The sequence below is a fragment of the Eikenella sp. NML120348 genome (assembly GCF_001648435.1).
GTDB classification, from domain to species: Bacteria; Pseudomonadota; Gammaproteobacteria; order Burkholderiales; family Neisseriaceae; genus Eikenella; species Eikenella exigua.
The window spans coordinates 70,365-91,036 of the sequence record NZ_LXSP01000004.1 but is presented as its reverse complement, the minus strand read 5'-3'; the positions used below and the strand labels follow the sequence as shown (position 1 = coordinate 91,036).

Here is a 20,672-nt window from a genome sequence, read left to right as displayed (position 1 = left end):
ATTTCATACGCTTTAAAAAGGATTAAACTATGAAAACCGCTATCCGAAGTGCGATGCTTACATTCAAAAAAGACCCATTTTTTCATGAAATGGATGAATGCTTGGTATATGAATCTGATGCTGTAATTGTGATGGAAGGAGGGAAAATTACCCAAGTTGGCCGTGCACAAGATATTTTGCCTGAGTTGGATGGCGTGGAAGTAAAACGCTACACCGACAGCGTCATCATCCCTGGCTTTATCGATTCGCACGTCCACTACCCGCAAACTGAAATCATCGGTGCCTATGGCGAACAGCTCTTAGACTGGCTAAACAACTACACCTTCATCGCCGAGCAGGGGTTTAAAAATAAAGAACACGCCAGTGAAGTGGCAAAAGTATTTTTGAAAGAGCAGATTAGAAACGGTGTTACTTCCTCTACTGTTTATTGCACAGTATTCCCGCAATCGGTAGATGCCATCTTTGAAGAAGCGGAAAAATACGATATGCGGATTATGGCGGGTAAGGTTTGCATGGATAGGAATGCACCGGAAGTATTATTGGATACACCGCAGCGTGCCTATGATGAATCTTCTTCCCTAATTAAAAAATGGCATAACAAGGGGCGTGCCGAATATGTGATTACCCCCCGTTTTGTGCCTACCTCTACACCAGAACAGATGGAAATGATGCAGGCGTTAGCTGCGGAAAATCCAGATATGCTCATTCAATCGCATGTTTCTGAAAATGTGAATGAGGTGGCTTGGGTGAAAGATTTATGTCCGAAAGCCAAAGACTATACAGATGCTTATGCACAATATGGATTGGTTAGGCCGAGGGCGATTTATGGTCACGGTATTCACTTAACTGATCGGGAATTAAGTGTATTCAGTGAAACTGGTGCTGCTGTTGCACACTGCCCAACTTCTAATTTCTTCTTAGGGTCAGGTTGCCTAAACGTGAAAAAACTGCGGGATAAAAACCGTCCTGTCCACGTTGGCTTGGCAACTGACTTAGGTGCCGGTACCAGCTTCTCCATGTTGCAAACCATGAATGAAGCTTATAAAGCAGCACAAATGAACGGTACGCCATATACCTCTCTTCACAGTTTCTATTTGGCCAGCTGTGGCACGGCTGAAGCACTTGGGCTACAAGATAAAGTTGGCACGATTGCTGTAGGTATGGAAGCGGATTTAACGGTATTAAATTTGAAATCTACGCCGATTATCGACTACCGCATGAAATATGCAAAAGATTTGGAAGAGGCGTTGTTTATCCAAATGACTTTGGGGGATGACCGCGCTATTGCTGCCACGTATGTTGCAGGCAAAGAAGTCTATCGTGCCAACTGATATTTTCAGGTAGCCTATTAGAGGTTTCTTGAATTATTAGGCTACCTGAAAACGATTTTTTAGTTAAATCGGATTTTTGGAGTATTGATCATGAGTAACAAAACTGAATTTAAACTCGGCGGTACAAGAGCGTGGATCGTTTGGGTTATTGCCGTATTATTTGTGGTGTGGCTGTTCAACGTGCAAACGGGATATGCCATCGTTAACGACAGCGTATCCAAAGCGCTGAATCTGAGTATTGATCAAGTCGGCTTGATTGCTGCTACCTACACTTGGACTTTCGCTATTGCGCAAATGTTCTCCGGCGCTTTGCTGGATAAGCTAGGTAGCCGGAAAATCCTGATTCCTGCCATTACTTTGGTGATTATCGGCGTGTTCCTGTTTGCTTTTGCACAGAGTTTTGAAATGCTGCTCTTGTCGCAGGTTGTATTGGCTATCGGCTCCAGCGCCGGTTTTGTGGGCGCGGGTTATGTGGGCGGTGTTTGGTTCGGTATGGCTAAATTCGGCCTGATGTTCGGATTGGTGCAGCTCGTGGCCGCCTTGTCTTCCGCTTTCGGCCAAACTGGTTTCGACTTCGCCTTGGCTAATTGGGACTGGCGCACCATCATCACTGGCTTCGGTATCTTCGGTGTGCTGCTGCTGGTTGCTGCTGTGATGTTCGTGTGCAACCCTGCCCCGGTGGAAAGTCCAAAAAGCTCCGTTGGTGAATTTATTTCCTCTGTATTGCAATCTATTGTTGAAGTGTTGAAGAAAAGCCAGATTTGGGCCATCAGCATTCAAGGTGCAATTGTGTTCGGTACCATCCTAGCTTTGGGTGTGGTATGGGGCCCGAAGTTGTTGATTGCCCACGGAATGGATCCCAGTGCCGCCAACCACGCTACTGCCTGCCTCTGGCTGGGTCTGGCTGTAGGCAGCCCGCTGATCGACCGCATCTCTAATGCCACCAAATCACGTAAATTGCCAATTACGATTGCTACCATGGTGCAGATGCTTGTGTTAGCCGGTGCGATGTACATCGATGTAACTCCTACAATCGCCATGGTTTTGTACTTTATCTTCGGTTTCTGCAATGCCGGCCATATGCTGAACTTCACTGCTGCGTCAGACAACGTACCCCCGCACAGAATCGGTACTTCATCTTCTATCGTAAACGGTTCTATGTTTATCGCAGGTGGTATTTTGATGGGCTTGCCTGGTAAGATGTTGGCTGGCACTCAGGAAACATTGGCCGACTACCAAGCCGCTCTGCAACCTACCCTGATTGCATTGGCTGTCGCCTTGATTATTGCACTGCTTTGGATTAAAGAAAGTTTCCCGAAGCAGCAATAAATAGATAAATAAAATAGATTCAGGGGGATAGAGAAACTATTCCCCTGAATTTGCAAGAAAACAGCTAATTCCCTCCCTTCCTCGTTATCTCAACCCAACGTTCAGTCTTTCCTGATGCCGCCTGTTTGAGTGGGCAGTAAAGTACCAATTATGGAATTTTTAAAGGAACTATTATGTTTGCCAGTAAAAAAGCGTGGCTTTGTTGGATTTTAGCCGTCAGCTATGTCATTTTGATTTTTGGCTTTCAGACAGGATATGCGGTTATTAACCCAAAAATATCTGAAACATTAGGCTTGAGTGCTACAGAGATGAGCCTGATCAGCGCAACATATACTTTTTTCTTTGCATTCTTTCAGATATTTTCAGGTAGCATTTTGGATAAAACAGGTGTTAAACCAGCAATCCCATTGGCTTGTCTGTTTTTAACGATGGGTTTGGTGTTGTTTGTGCTGTCTAAATCGTTATGGGGGTTTGTATTAGCACAGATTTTTGTGGCATTAGGAGGCTCATTTGGCTTTATTGGTGCTGGATTTGTGGGCAGAATTTGGTTTTCCAGTGAAAAATATGGATTAATGTTCTCATGGGTTCAGTTTGTAGCATCGGTTTCAGCTTGTTTGATCCAGTTGGTATTTATTAAAGTTTTGGAGCATCTGCCATGGGGTGATGTTGTTATTGGTTTTTCTGTATTGGGTGGAATGATGATTCTATTGATGGCGATTTTGCTTGATAATCCAAAAAAATTAAATTTTCAGCCATTGCGTATCGAAACAGCCAGAGCTGTTATTAAGAGTTGTATAGTTGATTTGCTTAAGACAATTCATCAAAAAAAAGTTTTATTTATTATGTTTATTGGAGCGGTTTCTTTTGGGTCGATGCTCAGTTTCAGTATCGTATGGGGTAGCCGATTGCTGCAATCTTATGGAATTGGCCAAAATCAGGCGCATTTGGCAGTAGCAATGAGCTGGTTGGGTTTGGCGATAGGCTCGCCGTTGTTCAGTTATATCAGTAATTTTTTAAGAAGTAATGCAAAAGCTCTTGGAATAGGGCTGATTGGACAAACGGTTACTTTGGCAATCTTGGTTTGTTTGCAAACTAATGCATGGCAGTCTACTCCCCTTCTTTTCTTGTTCGGTATTTTTACTGGAGCATCTATGTTGCCATTTGCAATTGCTGCATCATTGGTTGATGCCAATCATGTTGGCACATCAGCAGCACTGGTGAATGGTAGTCAATTTTTATTTGGTGCAATTTTGGTTTCTATACCAGGCTACCTATTAAATCTCTATCCAGCAGCCAGTATGAGACAGATATTGCTTCCCGTATTCTTTATTTTATTAGCAACAACCTCTTGCTATGTTTTGCTTAGGAAAAAAGCAGCCAAATAAATTAGATATGATGATGCAAACCCCTTGTGATGAATAACCAACACAAGGGGTTGTTCCATGGTGGTACTCAAATTAAACAGACTCTTACCATTACTTATCCGCAGCTGCCGCATATTCAAACCGGCCGTGGCGCAGGAAGTGGGCGGTTTGTCGGGCGACGGTGGGGTCGGTGAGCATGGCGGAGTGGTTGACGGGTAGGACGAGATAGTCGTGGCAGTTGGCAGGGCGGGTTTCGGAGAGGAGGACGGTACCGTCGCCTTCGCCTTGCAAGCCGACGATTTGGCCGACGCCTAGGTGATGGTTGCCGGCGATGCAGCCGAGTTCGAGCTGGGGAGGCCAGGGCGGGAGATTGCCATCTAGGCCGTTCTGGTAGGCACCGCCGATAAGTGCAGGGGCGTAACGGTACAGCCGGTTGGCGGTTTCGCTGCCGAGATGCGGGGTGGCGAGGGTAACGCTGCGGCCGCGTACCAGTTCGGGGTAGTCGCCGGCGAAACGGCGCAACACGAGGCCGCCGAGGCTGTGGCAGATGAAGTGCAGCGGTTCTTGGTGCTGCTGGTAGTGGCGGCGGACGGTTTCGGCGAGGCGGCGGCTGTGCTGGGGCAGAGTTTGGGCGATGCTGTAGTAGCCGAAGCAGCGGCTGTGGATATTATGGCGGCGCAGTTGCCAGGCAAGCGGGAGCATCACCCAGGCATGCATATGGATGCCGTGCAGCAGGAGGGCGCGCAGCGGGGTTTTGGGCTGGTTCATGGTGTTAGCGGCTGCCGTCGGCAAGTAGCCATTTCTGGGCTTCAGCGGCATCGTTGAAATATTTGGGATGCTGGCGGGTGAGTAGGCTGGAAATATGGACGGAGAGGCGTATCCAGAGGTCGTTGGTGACGATGGCGATGCGGCCGAAGTCGTTGTCGTGGTTGTTGAGGAAGCGCAGTTGTTCGGTAGCCATGTCGATGGTGTAGTCGCACAACAGGGATAGGTCGAGGAGGAGGTCGGGGCGGTGTACGCGTTGGAGGCACTCGAGGATGGCGGCTTCGAGGGTTTTGAAGTCTTCAAGGGTGAATTCGTTGTAGAGGGCAACGTTGAGGCCGTAGTTTTGCTGGCGGATGGAAATCATGGCAGAACTCCTGTTGAGATGGGTTTCCCGCGAGGGAGGGAGTGATACCGGCACGCTGTGGGCGCTTGCTGATTATAGTGAAATTGCCGGCAAACTGCTATGGCATGAGTTTGTATTGCCGCAATGAATGCGCTGTATGCGGGCGGCAAAAAGGCTACCTGAAAATCCACTTGGTCTATTTTCAGGTAGCCTTTTATAGCAAGCCAACTGAATTTTCGCTACAGCGTTGGTTCGCCTTGCCGTACTTCTGTATTGCTTGCGGCTTAATGCCTTGTAGCAGCAAGTCAATTTGGCTTGAGGATGGATTGAGCCGAGACTTTATTTGATGTCGCTGCGGCTGGACAACACTTGGTCGATGAGGCCGTATGCTTGGGCTTCTTCGGCCGACATGAAGTTGTCGCGGTCGGTGTCGCGTTCGAGTTCGTCCAGCGTGCGGCCGCAATGTTCGGCCAAGAGCTGGTTGAGTTTGGCTTTCAGTTTGAGCAGCTCTTTGGCGTGGATTTCGATATCGGAAGCCTGGCCGCCCAAGCCTCCGCTGATTAGGGGCTGGTGAATCATCACTCGGCTGTTGGGCAGGGCGAAGCGTTTGCCTTTGGCGCCGGCGGAAAGCAGGAACGCGCCCATGCTGGCGGCTTGGCCGAGGCACAGGGTGGACACATCGGGCTTGATGAAGTTCATGGTGTCGTAAATCGACATGCCGGCAGAAACCGAGCCGCCGGGGCTGTTGATGTAGAGGAAAATATCTTTATCGGGGTTTTCGCTTTCCAAAAACAGCAGCTGTGCCACCACCAGGTTGGCAGTTTGGTCGTTTACCGGGCCCACCAGGAAGATAATCCGCTCTTTGAGCAGGCGGGAGTAAATATCGAAGGCGCGCTCGCCCCGGCCGCTCTGTTCGATAACTGTGGGCACCAGATAGTTGTTTTCGATTGTGGGATTCATGGGATTCCTCGCGTTTATAAGGGATAATTTGGGCAAAAAGCACCTCGGCGGATACGGCCTTGGTGCTTTGTTTGCAACGAGTTTCAGGTAGCCTGAATTACTGCTGGCCCATCACTTCGTCGAAGCTCAGTTTTTTCTCGTTTACCTTGGCCTGACCCAACACATAATCCACCACATTGGCTTCTACGGCCATAGAAATCGGGCCTTCCAAGCGGCTGCGGTCGGCGAAGTACCAATCCATTACTTCCTGCGGATCTTCGTAGCTTTCGGAGAAGGTTTGTACCACGGCTTTAACTTGGTCGTCGGTCGGCTGCAGATTGTGCTTGCCCACCAGGTCGGCCAAAATCAGACCCAGTGCCACACGGCGTTCGGCCTGCTCGGTAAACAGGCTGTCGGACAAATCCACGTCTTCCGGCTTCATGCCTTGGTTCACTAGGTTTTGACAGGCGTTTGCGGCCATACGGGCAGTTTCTTCGCGCACCAGTGTTTTCGGTAGCTCGATGGGGGTAACGTCCAGCAGGGCTTTCATCACGTTGTCTTTGGTTTGCGCTTCCACGCGGCGGGTTACTTCGCGTTTGATGTTTTTCTTCACTTCTTCGCGCATTTTGGCCACGTCGCCGTCTTGGATGCCCAAGGCTTTGGCAAATTGTTCGTCCACTTCCGGCAGCACGGCTTCTGCTACGTTGCGTAGGGTGATGGCGAATACGGCGGTTTTGCCGGCCACTTCTTTGCCGTGGTAGTCGGCAGGGAAGTTTACGCTGACATCTTTGGTTTCGCCTTCTTTCAAGCCTTGGATGCCGGCTTCAAATTCGGGCAGCATCTGGCCTTGGCCGAGGATGAAGGGGTAGTTTTGTGCAGAGCCACCTTCGAAGAGGATGCCGTCGATGGTGCCGGCAAAGTCGATGATTACGCGGTCGCCGTCTTTGGCTTCGCGCTCCACGCGGTTGAAGCGGGTACGCTGGCGGCGCAGGATGTCGATGGTTTTTTCCACTTCCGCTTCGCCCACTTCGCCCACTACTTTTTCGATTTCCTGGTCGGCCAGGCTGCCCACGGTGATTTCGGGGAACACTTCGAAACGGGCGTTTACTTTGAATACTTTTTCGTCGTCTTGCGCTTCAACGGCATCAAAAGCGAGCAGGCCGGCGAGGCGGATATCTTCGGAATCCACGATTTCACCGAATTTGTGACGCAGGCTGTCGTTTAAAACTTCATCGCGGATGCTCGCGCCATACATGGATTCAATCATGCGCAGCGGGGCTTTGCCGGGGCGGAAGCCGTCCACACGGGCACGTTTTTGAGTGGCTTGCAGGCGTTTTTGTACGGCTGTTTCGATGTCTGCCCAGGACAGTTCCAGTTGCAGGCTGCGTTCGAGACCTTCCAGTTTTTCAATAGTTACGCTCATTCGTAAGACCTTGTTTTGGTGTTAATCAAGCCGATAGGCGGATGCCTGCTCGGAAAAGTTTGCACTTGGCCGGCGTGTTTTTCCGCACCGACCGTAAACGAAAGGCGCAAGTGTATCATAACTTGATGGTGCAGGCAGTATTTGGCTGAGGAATTTATGTGGCAAAACGGGTTTCAGGTAGCCTTTTTAGCGAGGGTGTGAGGCTGGTGGGAAACGGGAGGATGCGAAAGGGTAGGATGCTAAAGGGAGGCTACCTGAAAACTGGGTTGGAGTTTCAGGTAGCCTTTATTTGAACAGATTTGGTTTGAGGCTTGGCTGCTAACATGATGGTGTTGCTTTATTTTCAGGTAGCCTATTTGGTATTCCATCAACTTGCCGCTCCAGCCTTCCTTTCCGCACGCAGCATGGCGGCAGCGTCGTCGAATTCGCGGATGAAGTTGCCTTCGCCGAGCAGGGTAACGATGCCGCTGCGCTCCAGGCTGGCGCGTACTTGCTCATTGGCGCCGGTAACGATAACGCGGATACCGCGTTTTTGCAGGCCGCTGATAACGCGTTCTAGGGTGAGGATGCCGGTGATATCGATATAGGGCACCCAGCGCATCCGCAACACCACGGCGCGTGGCTGGGTGTTGATATCGGCCAGCGTGGTTTCGAATTTTTCCATCGCGCCGAAGAAGAAGGGGCCGTTCACGATAAACATCAGCACGTTATCCGGCAGGACGGCGGCATCGCGGCTGTGTTCTTCCTTGCGCACTTCTACCGCTTTGGCCATCTGACCGATAAAGTGCAGGGTGGACAAAATCACGCCGATGTTCACCGCCACCACCAAATCCACCAAGATGGTGAGGAAAAAGGTGATGAAAAACAGAATATAGGCAGCACGCTGGGCGCGGCGCAGGATGTGCAGGCAGCGTTTGGGCTCGCTCATGTTCCAGGCTACCTGAAACAGGATGGCAGCCAGTGCGGCCAAGGGAATATCGGCGGCCAGCGGTGCGGCCACGAGCAGAATCAGCGCCAATGTGAGGGCATGGATGATGCCGGCCAGCGGGCTGTTGCCGCCCTGGCGGATATTGGTGGCGGTGCGGGCGATGGCGCCGGTGGCGGCGAACCCGCCGAAAAATGGTGTGATGATATTGGCCAGCCCTTGGCCCACCAGCTCCTGATTGGCGCTGTGGTGCGTGCCGGCCATGCCGTCGGCCACCACGGCGGAGAGCAGCGATTCAATCGCGCCGAGCATGGCGATGGTGAAGGCAGGCAGAATCAGTTTGGCAGTTTCGGCTGTTGCAAAATTGGGCAGGGAAAAATGTGGCAGGGCGCGCGGAATGGCGCCGTAGGCCGAGCCGACGGTGGCCACGCCTTCAAAGTGGAACAGGCTTTGCAGCACGGTGGCGCACAGCAGCACCCACATCGGCGAAGGCAGGCGGCGCAGCAGCGGCACTTTGGGCATCAACAACAGCAGCGCAAGTGAAAACAGCCCCAGTGCGGTGGTGGTGGGGTGGAGATGAGGCAGACTTTGCAGCAGCGACCACAGCTGTTGGTGGAAATGCTCACCGCCGGCTTTGGGCAGGCCGAAAAATGCTGCCCATTGCCCCACAAAAATCACCACGCCGATGCCGGCAGTAAAGCCCATAATCACCGGCATGGAGATAAAGCGGATCATGCCGCCGAAGCGGAATAGTCCCATAAACAACAGTATGATGCCGGCGAGGATGGTGGCAATTTGCAGGCCGTCGAAGCCGAATTTGGCGGTGATGCCGGAGAGAATGGCGATAAATGCGCCGGTGGGGCCGGCAATCTGCACGCGTGAGCCGCCGGTCACGGCCACAATCACGCTGGCTACGATGGCGGTGTAAATCCCCTGTTCGGGTTTCACGCCGGTGGCGATGGCAAAGGCCATGGAAAGCGGCAGCGCCACCACGCCCACAATAATGCCTGCCACAATATTGTTCGCCCAATGGGTGCGGCCAAGCAAACCGGCGCGGCGGGCTTCTATCCAAGCAATCATGTTTGATTCCGTGCGCTTCTGTAAAAATATGTGAATTGTACGCTTGTGAGATGGGAATGACAAAGGCTACCTGATTATCAGGTAGCCTTTGTTTGCAGTAATCCGGTTTGAATGGTGCGGGGAGGATGCTGAATTATTAAAAACGGATAAGGTGTTTGCATAGGCAGCTGGTTGCCTGGGTTGATAGGCCGACGGCAAGGCTACCTGAAACTTTCGCTGAGTGAAGGCAGCGTTTTCAGGTAGCCTTTATTTTGCTAAAGCAGCCTAGGCTTTCAGCTAGTCTGCCCGCTCTGCCGCAGGGCGGCGATGCGTTCGCGGGCGTTGGGATGGCTGTCGTACCAGCGGGCATACCAGCGATCATTTACCAGGCTGGCGGCATTGCTGCGGTAGAGTTTGATCAGTGCAGAAATCAGGTCTTCGGCATGGGTGTGCGCGGCGGCGAAACGGTCGGCTTCAAATTCGTTGCGGCGTGAGGAAAAGCTGCCCAACGGGGCGAAGGGGAAAGAGAGCACAGGCAGCACCAGCATCATCAACAGCAGCGCCATGGCGTGGCTGGGATAGGCCACGCCCAAACCGTGATACACGGCGGCAAAGTGGATGATTTGCCCAAGCGCAAACAGCACCAAGAGTGCGAGCAGGAAACGCACGGCGATTTGCTTCACGATATGGCGGTGTTTGAAATGCCCCAGTTCGTGCGCCAACACGGCTTCAACCTCCTGCGGCTGCATGCCTTTGAGCAGGGTGTCAAAAAACACGATGCGTTTGTTTTGGCCGAGGCCGGTGAAATAGGCGTTGGCGTGGCCGCTGCGTTTGCTACCGTCCATCACGAAAATGCCGTTGCTGGCAAAGCCGGTGCGCGTGAGCAGATTGGTGATGCGCTGTTGCAAGTCTTCATCGGCCAGCGGTTCGAAGCGGTTGAACAGCGGGGCAATCCATTTGGGAAACGCCCACAGCATCAGCAGCGAGAAACCGAGCCACAACAGCCACACCCACAGCCACCACGCATTTCCAGCCGCGCCCATCAGATAAATCACGGCATACAGAAGCGGAATGCCGATGGCCGCGCCCAACAGCAGGCCTTTGATTTGGTCGGCAAAGAAAGTGCCCAAGGTCATGTTGTTGAAGTCGAATGCGGCTTCCAGCCGGAAGCTGCGGTAGAGCGCAAAGGGCAGGGACAGCAGGCTGCTAGCCAGCGAAAACAGCACCACCAACAGCACGCCTTGGTTTAACGGCGAGGCGGCAAGGCGGTTGGCTGTTTCTGCCAGCAGATTCAGCCCGCCGCCGAGGGTAAACATCAGCAGCAGCAAGGTTTCATACAGAATATGCCAACGCGAAAACCGCTGTTTGGCCAGCGCGTAGTCGGCGGCTTTTTGGTGTTCTTCCAGCGAAACCACGTCTTTGAAATCGCGCGGCACGCGGCCTCGGTGCGGCAGCACGACGCGGCTCTGGCGCAAAGAGAGCAGCAGTTGCAGCAGGGTGGAAAAGGCGGTAAAACCGAGAAAGAGGTAAAACACGGTGGCGGACATGGGCTGCTCCGAGTGGAAAACGGGCGGCAGTATAGTGGGATTTCTGATAAAGAGCTATGGCACTCGCTTGATTTGCTGTAATGGATGCATAGTGCATGGCTGGCTGATTTATGTTTGAAAAGAATGATTTGTTTTGTTTGGATTCAAATGCTTGGCAAATCAGTGGAAATTTGTACGATGGAAGCAGGCAAAAAAGCGGCACATATTGAATATGTGCCAAATCTACAAAGGAGAAATAGAGGAGAAACTTGTTAAGCGGTCTCCTTGACCACCCAACAGTAATGCATTATAGGGCGGCCTAAAAAGGAAGGCAAGGCTAATACTATGATTTAACCTGCTTTTTCTGGATTGTAAGTAAGTGTGAATGTAGAATGCTAGCAGCATGAAACTAAAACAGAAATTAAATATACTGATTTATTCGAAATTCGGATTGTATATGGATTTAGGATGGATGTCGGTATTTTATGGCTGCTATATGCAAAATGCTGTGTGCAAATAATACACTAATTTTTCAGGTAGCCTGTTTGGATAGAAAGCTACCTGAAAAATATGAGTGTGGTTTAGAAAGCATCCCAATCGTTCAGCATCACGCCCAGGCCGATGCTGTTGTGTTTGTGGTTGTAATCGAGCAGGCTTTCTCCGTAGCCGTGGAAGGCTTGCACATAGCCTTTGAGTCGGCCGGCGATGGGGAAGGTGTAGTTCAGCTGCAGGCTGCCTTTGCTGCTGGCAGGATTGTAGCGGGCGAGGGCACCGAGGGTTTGGCGGTCGTTGAAGCGGTAGTACATCTGCAAATCGCCGTAGCCCATGTAGCGGTTGATGTTGGAGTTGTCGTCATCGTCGCTTTTTTCGGGAATGCGCCACCACAGGCGCGGCACCACGGTGAGGTTGCCCCATTCCATGCCGGCCATGGCGTAGATGCGGTTCCAAGAGCGGGAAAGTGGGTCGCTTTGGCCGTTGGACTGGTGTGCGGCACCAATGCCGAGCATACGCAGGCCGCCGCCGCCAGGCAGAGCGGCTTTCACGGGCTGGGTAAGGAAGATTTCGGGCTCGTAGTCGGTGTTGCGGAAGGGGGAGGACATGGAGCCTTTATATACTTGCCAGTGGGAAACTTGAGTGTAGCCGAACCAGAGGTCAGCGTTGGTGCCGAATAGGTCTTGTAATAGCTTGGTTTTGAAGGAAATCTGCATTTTGGCTTCAACGTGGTTTTGGCGCTGCTGCTCGGGAATGGCGGAAGTGTGTTCGGGGGAGGAGGGGTTGCGGTTGGGCGAGCTGTTGTACCAGCCGGGCAGCAGGTAGAGCGGGCGGTGGGCACGCACGCTGAGGATGCTGGATTCGTGGTTTACGTCTAAATCGTAGGCGAGGCTGAGCGGGCTGAAGGCCTGCGGCTGGGTGGGGGCGGCAGGGGCTTCGGTGAGCACCACCTTGGGTGTGCTCTCGGCCTGGCTTTGCTCGATGCTTTGTTTGATGTCGATGGCGGCTTTGGTGTCGGCGGGAGCAGATAAGGGCTGGGTGGGCGGAAGTTGTGCACCCATGCTGTGGTCGTAGCAAGCAAGGCGGGCGGCGGGGTCGCCGATTTGGGTACAGGCCAGGGCGCCGGCGGGGGCTTGGGTTTGGGCGGCGCTGTGGGCAGAAACGAAAAGGACGGTGGCGATGAGGGGGAGGCGGAATGTTTGCATGATGGTTGGGGTGTGAAACGTCATCTTTGGAGTAAGGCTACCTGAAAACCTGCTTCAGATTTCGCCCATGCGGTAAAACAAATCGGCCAGTGCGGCCAGGCGCAGGGTGTCGCAGCCCCAGCGTTCGGATTGGATGCGGCGCATCCACAAAATGGGATGCATACTGCGGCGCAAGGTGCGAATTATAGCGGGATTTTGCTTTTGCAGGCAGGTTTTGTAATGTTCAGCGGCTTGGTCGAGCAGGCCGCTGCGCAGGAGGATGTCGGCGGTGGATTGCAGGTAGCACAGCCAGTCGCGGCTTTGGCACTGCAGCAGGCTGAGCACGGTGGCGGGGTTGTCTTCGAAGTCGATAAAGCCGATGCCGCCGGCTTCGGTCAGCACTATATTGCGGGCGAAAGCTTGGCTGAGAAATTGGTTTTGCCGGTGTACGGCTTCGATGGCATGCAGACCTTGCAGCCAGCCTTCGAGGCTGCCGACTTTGGTTTGCTTTTCGATGGCGATGAGCAGGGTTTGCTCGCCCACATGGCTCATCAATAGGGCATTCTCCTGCACGGCCAATAGTTTCGGCGCGGGAATGCCGGCTTCGGCCAGTTCGCGTAGGCGGCCGGCTTCAATGGCTATGCTGGCCTCGCCGCCGGGGTTGGGCACTGGGGTGAGCACGCCCAAGCGGCACACTTTGGCCAGGCCGTTGAGTAGGCTGTAACGCCAGGCGGCTTGGCGTGGAGCGGCTTTGCGCAGCCACACGGTTTCGCCGTTGTCTAAACGGTGGCGGGCGATGGTTTCGGTTTGGGCGGCAGCGAGGGCGGCCAGCTGGGCGGCGTAGTTCATGGCAGTGCGGGAAAAAGAAAGCGGCATTATATAGCGAAACAGTTTTGCCCGCCTTGCTGTGAGGCTACTCCATTTTTAAGTAACCTGCCGCACATTCACACTACCAGGCGAGAAGGCGAAGTCAGCGATATGGTATGGATACAGGGTAAAGTAGGCGCTTTGGTGACGCTGGTGCCCATCTACGCCTTGGGCAGCTTCCAAAGGCGGTTGCCCTTTCCAAGCCCTCCGTGCCGATGCTCACCGTTTCCAAAGATGCCGACAACTTGCAAAAATGCTTCGAGCTCGGTGCGCACGGCTATATTTTGAAAAACACCGATGCCGATTTCCGCCAGGTCGTGGCTGGGCAGTAAACCGTGTCGCCCGAGCTTCCCGCCCGACCATTCCGCCATCCTCGATTCCCGCACCCAGAGCGAGCACGATGTGTTGCACTGCGCAGCTGGTGGTTATCAGCAACAAAATGATTGTTTGGCGGATGTTTTTATCCGAAAACACGGTGAAGGCGTATATGCAGATTATCTTCCGCAAACTAAACATCGACAACTGCGTACGTGCTGCCGTGTATGCCCGAGAATTGGGCTTGGATAAGTGAAGAGGAATAATGAGATTGGCGGTTTCAGGTAGCCTGATATTGGAAAAGGCTACCTGAAAACGAGCTACGCAAGTTTCTGTGAAGCTAAATTTTCAGGTAGCCTTTTCAGCCTTTCTTATGTCCGCCGCACACTTTACAGGTGGGATTTGGGGGGGGGGGGGATGGAGAAGTGCTGCCATTGGCCGCTGAGTGCGTTGTATCAGCACAAAACGCCGTTTTCGGCAGGCAGGCCGAGCAGGATTTTCAGGGTTTCGGCAGCTTGGGTGGTGCTGATAATGCCCACTAGTGGGGAGAACACGCCGAATAGGGTGTAGGTAGTGGTGGCCGGCAATGTTGCGGTTGCCGGCGGCTAGGGTTTGATAAATGTCTTGTGTGGCGGAATCCACCATATCGCCCCCCATTTGGCTGATGCTTTTCAGATTAACGGGCTTGTCTTTGGCGAAAATCGGGCTGCTGATGAGCAGGCATGAAGATGAAGATGCTGTGTTTCATGTTTGTTTTCTGGTGTAGTGTTGCAGAAAAAAACAGCCTGATGTGGCTTACATTTCAGGCTGTTTTCGCTCCGGCGCGGGGATTAGCGATGCTGCTTTTGATAATCCTTGTTCCACGCTTGAACGGTGGTATTGGCATCGCGCGCGGCGGAGTGCAAGGTGTTGCAGGCAGATAAAGTGTCCAGCAAAACAGCGCATAAAACGATTCTTTTCATCTGCATTTTTCCTTTTAAGTGATTGATATGTGTGCGATGATTAAGCTTGTTTGGCGGCTTGCATATTTTGGATAAACCGGTCAAACAGATAGCCGACATCTTGCGGGCCGGGGCTGGCTTCGGGGTGGCCTTGGAAGCAGAACACGGGTTTGTCGGTCAGCTCGATGCCTTGCAAAGTGTTGTCGAACAAGGATTGGTGGGTAATCCTTGCGTTGGCGGGCAGGGTGTCGGCATCGACGGCGAAACCGTGGTTTTGGCTGGTGATGACGACTTTGCCGCTGTCCAAGTCTTGCACGGGATGGTTCGCGCCGTGGTGGCTGAAGTGCATTTTCAGGGTTTTTGCGCCGATGGCGAGGCTGATAAGCTGGTGTCCCAAGCAGATGCCGAAGATGGGTTTGCCGCTTGCCATCAGTTTTTGCACGGCTTCGATGGCGTAGATGCAAGGCTCGGGGTCGCCGGGGCCGTTGGAGAGGAACACGCCATCTGGGTTGAGCGCCAACACATCTTCCGCGCTGGTTTGGGCGGGGACGACGGTCAGGCGGCAGCCGCGTGAGGTGAGCATACGCAGGATGTTGGTTTTCACGCCGAAATCGTAGGCGACTACGTGGAACGGCTGCTCGGCAGGGGTAACGAAACCTTTGCCCAACGCCCATTCGCCTTCGGTCCATTCGTAGGCTTCTTTGCAGGAAACCTCTTTCGCCAAATCTTTGCCGACCATGCTGCCGAACGCGGCGATGAGTTCTTGCGCTTTTGCAACCGTTGCGTCCGCGCCGGTCAGAATTGCGCCGCCTTGCGCGCCTTTTTCACGCAGCAGCGTGGTCAGGCGGCGGGTATCGATGTCAGCGATGGCGACGGTTTTATTGCGCACCAGATAGTCGTGCAGGCTTTCGGACGCGCGGAAGTTGCTGTGCAGCAGCGGCAGGTCGCGGATAATCAAGCCGGCGGCATAAACGCTGCGGCTTTCTTCATCTTCGGCGTTGGTGCCGGTGTTGCCGATGTGGGGATAGGTGAGGGTTACGATTTGTTTGCAGTAGGACGGGTCGGTCAGGATTTCCTGATAGCCGGTCATGGAGGTGTTGAACACGACTTCGCCGGAAGCTGAACCTTTGTAACCGATTGATGTGCCTTGAAATACGCTGCCGTCAGCGAGAACGAGAAGGGCGGGAGTGGTCATGATTGGTGTCCGGACGCGGGGGATAAAGAACACGTTTCGCGGCTTTCTAAGCGGGGCAAAACGTGCTTCGGCGAAGGCGGCAGTGCCTGCCGGAAGCGTGTTATTCTAATGGACAATGGGAGGGCTGGGCAAGTTTGGGTGGGGAGTTTTCAGGTAACCTGAGCGCTTGTATGGTGGAGGAGTTATATTTGGCTGTTGCCATACCGAAGGCTACCTGAAATTTGTGGAAGGCAGACAAAACAATATAGCTTTTAGGCTACCTGAAGAAGCGGTTTCCATATTTTCGGGTAGCTTTTTCGTATCGCAGCAAAAGGTCACCTAAAACCGCACACTTTATTTCGGCAGGCGGCTGATGCGGATTTGTTCGATGCGCTGGCCGGCTTTGGCGGCCACGGTGAAGCGCCAGCCGTGGTAGTCGAGGGTGTCACCCACTTCAGGCAGGGTTTTCAGCTCTTCCATCATCAGGCCGGCCACGGTGTGGTAGTCGGCATCTTCTTCGGGCGGGGGAAGACCAAGCTGCGGGGCGAGCTCGGCGTATTCGTGACTGCCGTCCACCAGCAGGCTATCGCTGCTGTCAGTGTTGTTTTCGCCGGATTGGTCATTCGGCTCTTTACGCTCGTAGGCTTCGGGAAATTCGCCGGCAATGGCGGAGAGCAAGTCTTTGGTGGTAACCATACCCTGCACGGCGCCGAATTCATCCACCACGAGAGCGTAGTCGGCACTGCTGTGGCGGAATTGTTCGATGGCGGAAAGGGTATTGGTGCTGTCGGGCAGGATGAGCGGCTGGCACAGGGCGGCCTGGATATCGGGCTCTTCGCCGCTGAGCAGCTGGTTGAGCAAGTCTTTTTTGTTGATGTAGCCCAAAGGCTCGTCAGCACCGGCCTTGCCCACCACGAGGAGGCGGGAATACGGGGAGTTTTGCAGCTGGGCGTATTGCTGTTCGCGGCTTTGGGAAATATCGAGGCGTTCGATGTCGCGGCGGGGCACCATGATGCCGGGCAAGGGGCGCTCGGCCAGGGTGAGCACGCTGCGGATCATGGATTTTTCGTTTTCTTCAAAGTGTCCGGCATCATGATTTTCTTCGCCGGCTTTGGCCAGCATGGTTTCGCGGATGCCCATCATGCCAAGCACGTTTTCGGTGGTACGGCGGCGCCAAGAGCGGCTGCCGTAGGCGTTTCTGTCGGTGTTGCGCTGGGAGATTTGGTTGAACACTTCAATCAGCACGGAGAAGCCGATGGCGGCATACAGGTAGCCTTTGGGGATGACTACGTGGAAGGCTTCGGCAATCAGGCTGAAGCCAATCATCAAGAGGAAGCCGAGACAGAGCATCACCACAGTGGGATGGCGGTTGACAAATTCGGTGAGCGGTTTGCTTGCCCAAATCATCATGGCCATCGCCACAATCACGGCGGCCATGGCGATTTGGATATGCTGCACCACAGCCACGGCAGTAACCACAGCATCGATGGAAAACACAGCATCGAGCACGAGAATCTGCAATACCACGCCCCAAAACGGCGCATGTTGTTTGCGATGATCGGTGTCGGAAACGGCGTAGTGGTTGGCGCCTTCCAGCCGTTCATGCAGCTCGGTGGTGGCCTTATACAGTAGGAACAGGCCGCCCACAAACATGATGATGTCTTTGCCGGCCACTTCCAGCCGCCCCAGGGCAAATAGCGGAGCGGTGAGCTGCATGATGCGGCCCATAAAGGCGAGCATGAGCAGCCGGATGAGCACGGCCAAAGTCAGGCCGGTGATGCGGGCGCGGTCGCGCTGGGCGGGGCGCACTTTGCCGGCCAGAATGGCCACGAACACCAGGTTGTCGATGCCGAGCACGACTTCGAGAATAATCAGCGTGGCGAAGCCCAGCCAGATTACCGGGTCGGCCAGCCAGGAGAAATCCATAAGTAGAATCCTTAAAATTAAAGCGGCAATGAGCTTTTTTCAAAACCCCATCTTTGGCGCATTTCTTCGCAGTACGCCTCCCGAATGTTGGAAAATATTCAAATATTGTCTTCGTGATTTGCGATGCTACTGCTTTGAATTGAGATCAAATATGGGGTTTTGTAAGGGTTTCATAATAGGGAAAAACAAAGGCTACCTGAAAATGCCGTGGGCAGTTTTCAGGTAGCCTTTAAATACGACGCACCGCGTACAAACTTATCTACCGAGGCAGGCTCGGGCTCTGAGGAGGCGGGGGAAGCAGGGTGCATATCGGTACGGGAGTAGTAAAGAGATGGCAAGTTTAGCAGATTGCGACAGCTTGCTGAAGCAATTATTCCTTTGGTTAAACTCAAACAGTATGGCGGCTACACTACTGGCCGTTGGCGGTAGAACAGCAGCCCCGGCAGCGCCAGCCCGAAGGCCAGTGCGCCGATAACGAAGCCTGATTTTACAAAATAATCCACCGCCTGCTCTAAAAGCTGTTCGGAAAAGCCCTTGTGATTTATCTGCACCAGCGCAATCATAGCCTTATACACATACACGCCTGGAATCATCGGAATGATGGCGGCCACAGTAAACACTTTCGGGTGCGCCCGATAGCGTTGCGACAAATACACGCCGATAAAGCCCACCAGCGAAGCCGCACACAGCGTGGCCAAGCCCTGCGACAGACCAAACTGCATCATGAGCGTGCGCGAGCCATGCCCCAACGCACCCAAATAAGCACAGTATTTCAACGCATTGCGCGGTACATTGAACAAAATCGCAAAGCCCACGGCGGGGATAGCGGCGAAGAACATATCGTCTAGCAAATTCAGCAGCATGGTTTAATCCCAAGCAGAAACATTCAACAGGCTCAAGGCCAACACAATGCCCAAACAGGTGCTGAACGTGAGCAGCATGGCCACTGCCCAGCGGCTCATGCCCATATTCACATGGCCTTTGAGCATATCGGCCAGCGAATTAATCAGCGGCATCCCAGGCACTAGCAGCAGGACGCTGGCCGCCGTGGCGATTTCTGGGTGCTCGCCCCAACCGAACTTCAGTGCCGTGCCCGACACCATTGAAGCCACAAAAGCAGTAACCGCGAACACCACTGCCGGGTTGTAGTGCCGTGCCGACAACCTTTGGCGTACCCACATGCCGCAGGCCGAAGCAATAAACGTGATGAAGCAAATCAGCGGATCGCCACCCGAGAGGTGGGCAAAGCTCGCGCAGGAGAGCCCCACCATAAACACCACAAAATAGCGGTTGTATTTTTCCGGCTTCACCGCATCCAGCTGTTCACGCACTTCCTGCACGCTAGATAGACCGTCTTCCGCATCCAGCACAATGTGCTGCACCGCTGTGATCACCGACATATTGATGCCTTTGTCGAAATTCTTGCGCGTGGTGGTGATGCATTGATTGCAACGGCGCGTGGTGATCACAATCGCATTGGGTGTGAGCGCACACTCCACACTGTCCATGCCCAGTGCACGGCCAAGGCGCACGGCGATTTGGTCAATAAGTGTGCTTTCCGCACCGTATTGCAACAGCAACAGTGCGGCATGGACGCACAGGCGGGTGATTTCCTGCTGCTGTTCGTAATCAGTGGAAACGGAGGGAAGGGAGGCGGGAACGGGAGTCGTCATTAAATATACCGGCTGGGAAAAACAGAAGGAAGACGCGTGCAGAAAACGGCTGGAAATGCTGTGGGTCAAAGAGCCGTTTGGTTGGATGTATGATGGGAACGAATTATACCGCAAGCCCCGTACAGCAGCCAATTGTGCAGTGTGAATGCGGGTGTTTACGGGCAAAAAGGCTACCTGAAAACGTGAACTTCAGTGAGGTTAAAACGGTTTCAGGCAGCCCTTATATGGTGTGGGTGCTGATATACGCTCGTGGCATTGCTTTTCCCCACGGGAGAAGGATACAGATGATAGGCTGCTTGAAAACGGGATATCAACATGGTAAACAACCCATCATTTTCAGATTACAATACCACTTCAAACCCCATATCGGCATCCAGCAAGAATCATGTTTCCACGAGTTCTTTCCGTCTCCGCCGCCCGAGGGCTGCGTGCGCACCTGCGCGGCGGCGGTTTGGTGGCTTATCCCACGGAATCCAGCTACGGATTGGGCTGCCTGCCCACGCACCGCCGTGCCTTGCGCCGGCTGATGCAGCTGAAAAAGCGGCCACAGCATAAAGGATTGATTGTTATCGGCAATGATTTGAAGCAGCTTGAGCCGTTGCTGCAAAGGCTACCTGAAAACCAGCGCCGGCTGGCGCAAAGCACTTGGCCGGCGGCGGTCACGTTTTTATTTGCGGCAGCCGATAGCGTGCCGGCGCTGTTGCGCGGGCGTGGGCGGGAAAAACTGGCGGTGCGCGTGCCGGCGCATGATGGGGCACGGCGTCTGTGTGCGCTGCTGGGCGCACCGCTGGTGTCCACTTCGTGCAACCGCAGCGGGCGGCGGGCTTTACGGCATCAGCGCGAGGTGCAGCGCTGTTTTGGGCGGGATGTGTATGTGGTAAACGGCCGCTGCGGTGGGGCGAAGCGGCCGAGCCGGATTGTGGATGCGCAGAGCGGGACGTGTTTGCGTTAGAGGCTACCTGAAAGCTGTTTTCAAGTAGCCTCTAACATACTATGCCGCGAGGTATGTGGCAGATCGGCGTTGCTGCGGGAATATTTGAATTTTCGTCCCTTTCAAATTTTCAGGTAGCCTGTATCATTCATGTCCAGTTCACCT

At 53.5% G+C, this 20,672-nt stretch carries 19 protein-coding genes and 1 pseudogene; 7 read left to right on the top strand and 13 right to left on the bottom strand.

Translation table 11 applies throughout. The features are described from left to right. The first annotated feature begins 29 nt into the window (after positions 1-29). The 3 genes from guaD (at position 30) to A7P99_RS07460 (ending at position 4,045) form a co-directional block, all read left to right on the top strand. Positions 30-1,331 carry a guanine deaminase gene (gene guaD / locus A7P99_RS07470; protein ID WP_067448061.1) on the top strand — a complete coding sequence of 434 codons (1,302 nt, stop codon included), beginning with the start codon at positions 30-32 and terminating at the stop codon, positions 1,329-1,331. A gap of 90 nt (positions 1,332-1,421) precedes the next feature. Next, on the top strand, positions 1,422-2,660 hold the full coding sequence (locus tag A7P99_RS07465) for an MFS transporter (RefSeq protein WP_067448063.1): 1,239 nt from the start codon (positions 1,422-1,424) through the stop codon (positions 2,658-2,660). A 173-nt stretch (positions 2,661-2,833) separates the two neighbouring features. Further along, positions 2,834-4,045 (top strand): nitrate/nitrite transporter, encoded by a 1,212-nt coding sequence (locus tag A7P99_RS07460; RefSeq protein ID WP_067448065.1) that lies wholly within the window; start codon positions 2,834-2,836, stop codon positions 4,043-4,045. A 90-nt stretch (positions 4,046-4,135) separates the two neighbouring features. On the opposite strand, the gene A7P99_RS07455 is transcribed toward A7P99_RS07460, so the two are convergent. Further along, entirely contained in the window at positions 4,136-4,792 is a 657-nt protein-coding gene (locus A7P99_RS07455) for a triacylglycerol lipase (protein WP_067687110.1), read from the bottom strand. A gap of 4 nt (positions 4,793-4,796) precedes the next feature. Continuing rightward, positions 4,797-5,153, bottom strand: coding sequence for an STAS/SEC14 domain-containing protein (locus A7P99_RS07450; protein ID WP_067687107.1), 357 nt, complete (start codon positions 5,151-5,153; stop codon positions 4,797-4,799). On the opposite strand from A7P99_RS07450, the gene A7P99_RS10590 reads away from it, so the two are divergent. After that, complete coding sequence (locus A7P99_RS10590; RefSeq protein WP_255361306.1) at positions 5,152-5,280, top strand: hypothetical protein; 129 nt, start codon at positions 5,152-5,154, stop codon at positions 5,278-5,280. The two genes, A7P99_RS07450 and A7P99_RS10590, sit on opposite strands and share 2 nt — an antisense overlap. 191 nt (positions 5,281-5,471) lie before the next feature. Here the strand turns inward: A7P99_RS10590 and clpP are convergent, their stop codons facing one another. The 6 genes from clpP to A7P99_RS07420 form a co-directional block, all read right to left on the bottom strand. Beyond that, a complete protein-coding gene (clpP, locus tag A7P99_RS07445) occupies positions 5,472-6,092 on the bottom strand; it encodes an ATP-dependent Clp endopeptidase proteolytic subunit ClpP (protein WP_064084091.1) in 621 nt (206 codons plus the stop codon). 97 nt (positions 6,093-6,189) lie between these two features. Beyond that, a complete protein-coding gene (gene tig, locus A7P99_RS07440) occupies positions 6,190-7,494 on the bottom strand; it encodes a trigger factor (RefSeq protein ID WP_067687104.1) in 1,305 nt (434 codons plus the stop codon). Positions 7,495-7,861: 367 nt separating this feature from the next. Continuing rightward, a complete protein-coding gene (locus tag A7P99_RS07435; protein WP_067448073.1) occupies positions 7,862-9,499 on the bottom strand; it encodes a SulP family inorganic anion transporter in 1,638 nt (545 codons plus the stop codon). A gap of 272 nt (positions 9,500-9,771) precedes the next feature. Then, complete coding sequence (locus A7P99_RS07430) at positions 9,772-11,025, bottom strand: M48 family metallopeptidase (RefSeq protein ID WP_067448075.1); 1,254 nt, start codon at positions 11,023-11,025, stop codon at positions 9,772-9,774. Positions 11,026-11,585: 560 nt separating this feature from the next. Further along, complete coding sequence (locus A7P99_RS07425; protein WP_067687185.1) at positions 11,586-12,701, bottom strand: phospholipase A; 1,116 nt, start codon at positions 12,699-12,701, stop codon at positions 11,586-11,588. A 54-nt stretch (positions 12,702-12,755) separates the two neighbouring features. Beyond that, positions 12,756-13,556, bottom strand: coding sequence for a hypothetical protein (locus A7P99_RS07420; RefSeq protein ID WP_082881552.1), 801 nt, complete (start codon positions 13,554-13,556; stop codon positions 12,756-12,758). A 445-nt stretch (positions 13,557-14,001) separates the two neighbouring features. On the opposite strand from A7P99_RS07420, the gene A7P99_RS10255 reads away from it, so the two are divergent. After that, positions 14,002-14,118 (top strand): helix-turn-helix transcriptional regulator, encoded by a 117-nt coding sequence (locus A7P99_RS10255; protein WP_167738609.1) that lies wholly within the window; start codon positions 14,002-14,004, stop codon positions 14,116-14,118. Positions 14,119-14,223: 105 nt separating this feature from the next. Here the strand turns inward: A7P99_RS10255 and A7P99_RS10700 are convergent. Beyond that, positions 14,224-14,425, bottom strand: a pseudogene (locus tag A7P99_RS10700) (molybdopterin-synthase adenylyltransferase MoeB); the annotation flags it as partial. Positions 14,426-14,584: 159 nt separating this feature from the next. Here A7P99_RS10700 and A7P99_RS10095 point away from each other — a divergent pair. Beyond that, the gene (locus A7P99_RS10095) at positions 14,585-14,785 is read left to right on the top strand and encodes a hypothetical protein (protein ID WP_153705546.1); all 201 of its coding nucleotides are present in this window, start codon (positions 14,585-14,587) and stop codon (positions 14,783-14,785) included. 79 nt (positions 14,786-14,864) lie between these two features. Here the strand turns inward: A7P99_RS10095 and carA are convergent, their stop codons facing one another. The 4 genes from carA to A7P99_RS07400 form a co-directional block, all read right to left on the bottom strand. After that, a complete protein-coding gene (gene carA / locus A7P99_RS07415; protein ID WP_067448077.1) occupies positions 14,865-15,998 on the bottom strand; it encodes a glutamine-hydrolyzing carbamoyl-phosphate synthase small subunit in 1,134 nt (377 codons plus the stop codon). Positions 15,999-16,331: 333 nt separating this feature from the next. Then, positions 16,332-17,903 (bottom strand): TerC family protein, encoded by a 1,572-nt coding sequence (locus A7P99_RS07410; protein ID WP_067528578.1) that lies wholly within the window; start codon positions 17,901-17,903, stop codon positions 16,332-16,334. 404 nt (positions 17,904-18,307) lie between these two features. Continuing rightward, on the bottom strand, positions 18,308-18,766 hold the full coding sequence (locus tag A7P99_RS07405; RefSeq protein WP_067441353.1) for a threonine/serine exporter family protein: 459 nt from the start codon (positions 18,764-18,766) through the stop codon (positions 18,308-18,310). 3 nt (positions 18,767-18,769) lie between these two features. Further along, entirely contained in the window at positions 18,770-19,576 is an 807-nt protein-coding gene (locus tag A7P99_RS07400) for a threonine/serine exporter ThrE family protein (RefSeq protein ID WP_067448081.1), read from the bottom strand. 382 nt (positions 19,577-19,958) lie between these two features. On the opposite strand from A7P99_RS07400, the gene A7P99_RS07395 reads away from it, so the two are divergent. After that, positions 19,959-20,528 (top strand): L-threonylcarbamoyladenylate synthase, encoded by a 570-nt coding sequence (locus tag A7P99_RS07395; protein WP_067528574.1) that lies wholly within the window; start codon positions 19,959-19,961, stop codon positions 20,526-20,528. The last annotated feature ends 144 nt before the right edge of the window (positions 20,529-20,672 follow it).